This window comes from Candidatus Electronema sp. TJ (genome assembly GCF_048287355.1).
Taxonomy (GTDB): domain Bacteria; phylum Desulfobacterota; class Desulfobulbia; order Desulfobulbales; family Desulfobulbaceae; genus Electronema.
In genome coordinates, this window is sequence record NZ_JBLWEP010000184.1 from 1 (window position 1) to 3,085 (window position 3,085).

The 3,085-nt window shown below is 62.5% G+C and carries 2 protein-coding genes and 1 tRNA gene; 2 read left to right on the forward strand and 1 reads right to left on the reverse strand.

Going from position 1 to position 3,085, the window contains the following annotated elements:
- Positions 1-76: transfer RNA gene (locus tag ACNKID_RS10925), tRNA-Thr, on the reverse strand.
- Between the two features lie 104 nt (positions 77-180).
- On the opposite strand from ACNKID_RS10925, the gene ACNKID_RS10930 reads away from it, so the two are divergent.
- Positions 181-1,647 (forward strand): hypothetical protein, encoded by a 1,467-nt coding sequence (locus ACNKID_RS10930; protein WP_417913463.1) that lies wholly within the window; start codon positions 181-183, stop codon positions 1,645-1,647.
- A gap of 89 nt (positions 1,648-1,736) precedes the next feature.
- Positions 1,737-3,085 (forward strand): transglutaminase-like domain-containing protein (locus tag ACNKID_RS10935; protein WP_417913464.1); only part of this gene is annotated, 1,349 nt, incomplete at its 3' end.

Genomic DNA, 3,085 nt, shown 5'->3' on the forward strand with positions numbered 1-3,085 from the left:
TGGAGCCGACAGCCGGACTTGAACCGGCGACCTGCTGATTACGAATCAGCTGCTCTACCGACTGAGCTATGTCGGCCTGCTCGCTTGCGCAAAAGAAAGCAGGGCTGCGGCGGGGGATGTCCGCCGCTCCGGCAATCTGGACTTTATTATGTAGCAGGTTCGTGCTATACTGTCAAGTTTATGAGAACGATTTTTCTGCTGCCGACCGCTTTTCTGCTCTTGCTCCTCAGCAGCTGCCGGGAAGAAAAACAGCCCGCCGTGCCTGCGCCGCCGCCTGTCAAGCCGCAGGAGGCGGCCGCCGTGCCGACAGCTCCGCAGCAGCCAGGCTGCCAGGGCTGTCATGCGGAGACGCAGCTTGACGCGCCGCATGATTTCGCCTGCGCAGACTGCCATCAGGGCGACAGCAGCACGAACAACCGCCAGCTTGCTCATCAAGGATTGCGCACCCGGCCTGCCGCGCCGGAAAGCATGGCTGCTGTCTGCGGCCGCTGCCACGCGGAGCAGGCGGCAGGCTGCGCCCAGAGCGGGCATTTCACCCTGCGCAACGAGGTCAATCTGATCCGCAGCCAGTTCGGCTTGGAACCGGTCAGCAGCAGCCTGCGCGACATCCCGGAGCCGAATAATCCGCCGCAAAGCAAGGAGGATCTGGTCAACGACCTGCTCCGCCGCCGCTGCCTGCGCTGCCATCCGGGCACAGCAGGCGACAGCTACCCGCTCACACAGCGGGGAACCGGCTGCGCGGCCTGTCATCTGCGCACAACAGACGGCAAACTCGACAGCCACGCCTTCAGCCTGCCCGGCGAGCAGCAATGCCTGAGCTGTCATTACGGCAACCGTGTGGGCGGCGATTTCGCCGGAATGCACGAACACGACCTTGGCAGCGATTTCCGCTCGCCGCAGGTCACCAAGGCTCCGCATCTCCGTCCTTACGGCGTGGAGCAGCACGATCTCGCTCAAGACATTCACCGGCAGCGCGGCCTGACCTGTCTTGACTGCCACAGCGGCGCGGAGCTGTCCGGCAAACAGGCGGCGGTGAGCTGCGCGGCCTGCCACGATCCCCAGCCCGGCCAGATTCCGCCGCTGAAAAACCTGCGGCAGGAAGGCGGCCAGCTCATGCTGACCGGCCGGGCCGACGGCAAAGAGCATCCTGTTCCCCGGCTTCAGCATCCTGCCCATGCGCAATACGGCGGCAAGGTCGCCTGTCAGGTCTGCCACGCCCAGTGGAGCTTCAACGATCAGGGCACGCATCTGCTGCTCACCTACTCGTCTGACACCGATGCGTGGAGTTCGCTGACTGTGCAGAGCAATGCGGAAGCGGAGGCCTTTCTTGCTGGCAGCGAGGAGAAGCCGGTCATGCGCGACACTCTGACCGGCGAAAAAAAGCCGGGCGTGTGGCTGCAAGGCTACGGCCTGCGCCGCTGGGAGAACATGCTCATCCGGCAGGACAAGGACGGGATGATCAAAGTCTTCCGGCCCCTTCTCGATCTGCGTCTTTCCGCTGCTGACGGGCAGGGCGCGATCATCGGCGGCTTTGACAGCATCGCCGGAAACAGTGACGGCCTGCTGCCTTACACGCCGCACACCACCGGCCCGGCTGGGCTGTTTTACGAACAGCGTTTTCTCCGTCTGCTTGCTCCGCAGGACTGAGCCGCATGCCGCCGCCAGGTTGACGGCCCGGCAGCGGCGCGGTATGCTTTTCCATACAGCCCTGCGAATCTTTCCCCTGATCTTGCGCCATGATTACGTTCCGCTGGTTTAAATACGCCGTCATTTTCGGCTGGCTGCTTCTGCTGCTCCTGCTGGCGCGGCGGGATTTCTTTGTCGCCGCGCTGGACAGCGGCGAGCAGGCTGTCTTGGTGCAGGCCAAATATCAGCAATACTACGGCGTGCATCTGAACACCAAGCGCATCGGCTGGGTGATGGAGGACGTGCGTCCGGTTGACGGCGGCTTCCGCATTCACCAGCAAGCCTCGCTCAAGCTGAAGGTGCTCAGCAGTGTGCAGCCGGTGGACATGGAACTCAGCGCGGATGTGGACAGCGGGATGCGGCTGAAGAGCTTTCAGTTCGCCTTCACCTCGCCTTTTTACAGCACCAAGGCTGAAGGAAAGGCAGAGGGCCGCGTCGTGCGTTTCACCTTGGACACAGGCCGGACAGTGATCAAGGACAGCGTCACCCTGCCGGACACGCCCTTGCTGCCGCTCAACCAGCGCGGCTATCTGCTGGCCAAAATGAGCAAGGCGGGCGAGAAGCTGAAGGTGCCTTTTTTTGATCCCTTCTCTTTGACCCAGCACGAATCGGTCGTCACCTACAAAGGGCCGGACAAGGAGCTGATCGGCGGGCGGGTGTACAATCTGCATGAGTTCACCGAGTCCTATTCCGGCATAAGCACCCATTTTTGGCTCGACGAGCAGGGCAAAATCATCAAGCAGGACTCGCCTGCGGGCTTTGTCTATGAGGCTGAGCCGAAGTTCAAGGCGATGAACATTGAGGCGGGCGGCAACGAGCTGCTGGCAGCCGTGGCGGTGCAGCCTTCGGGCAAGCTGCCGCCGGAAGACAGCGCGGCAGCAGTCTATCAGCTCCGTTTTCCTGCCGAGGCCAAGGTGGAGCTGAACGGCGGACGGCAGCAGTTCGCGGACGGCAGGCTGACAGTGCGCAAGGAGGTCTTTCCTCCGCAGGCTGACGGCCAGGAAAACTGCGGGGCAGAAGAGAAGCATCTGCGCGGCAGCCGCTATCTGCAGGCGGAGGATGCGAAAATCATCGCCAAGGCCAAGGAGATTGTCGGCGGCGAGACCGATCCGGTCAAACAGGTCAGACTGCTGACCGACTGGGTGTATAAAAACATCGAGAAGCGGCCTGTGATCGGCCTGCCTGACGCGCTGACCACGCTGGACAGCCGCCTCGGCGACTGCAACGAGCACGCCGCTCTTTTCGCCGCCCTCAGCCGCAGTCTCGGCATCCCGACCGCCATCGCCGCAGGCGTGACCTTGCAGAAAAATGCCTTTTATTATCATGCCTGGAACGAGGTCTGCATTCAGGGACAGTGGATCAGCTTGGACACCACCACCAAGCAGCTTCCGGCGGACAT

Bases quoted from the DNA above. Each gene is read 5' to 3' on its own strand.
- ACNKID_RS10930 (WP_417913463.1), top strand. From the start codon at position 181: ATGAGAACGATTTTTCTGCTGCCGACCGCTTTTCTGCTCTTGCTCCTC.